The 557-nt window shown below is 39.3% G+C and carries 1 rRNA gene; it reads right to left on the reverse strand.

From position 1 onward, the window contains the following. Positions 1–73, reverse strand: a 16S ribosomal RNA gene (locus JDF658_RS12895); the annotation flags it as partial. Between the last annotated feature and the right edge of the window lie 484 nt (positions 74–557).

Raw genomic sequence — 557 nt, forward strand, 5'->3', positions numbered from 1 at the left:
GGCTCCGCTCGACTTGCATGTGTTAGGCACGCCGCCAGCGTTCATCCTGAGCCAGGATCAAACTCTCCGAATATATCTCGAAAAGTTTTTATCCGAAATTAATAGAAACTCGAAACTGACGAGTCCGTTTTACGGTGTAGAACATCCTGTTCAGTTTTCAAGGATCTGTTCGCTTCTTTATAAGCTTTATCTGGCTGTGTTCCATCTGCCTCGAGGTCCTCGACATATCCCGAACCTCGTGTCAGCGACGTTAGTTATAATATCACATCGGCAGTTATTCTGTCAACTACCATTTTTAATTTTTTTCGCACCCGGCAGTGCTGTCTGCCGGGCGCTTGCTTATATTAACACATCTTAAATTCATCTGTCAACACCTTTTTATTTTATGCTTTTTGCGATGTACCCATTTTCAGAATGATAACTGCGAAAAGTTAATATAAAAATTAGTAGTTTAAACCAGTAGCGTTGCATAAAATTTTTTAGAATTTGTCAAGCTGGGAATTAATTCGATTTAACACAAAATAGGCCGAATTATGCGTTTTTTAGCTGAGAAATAT

It is taken from the genome of Carboxydocella sp. JDF658, assembly GCF_002049395.1.
In the GTDB taxonomy this organism is placed as follows: Bacteria; Bacillota.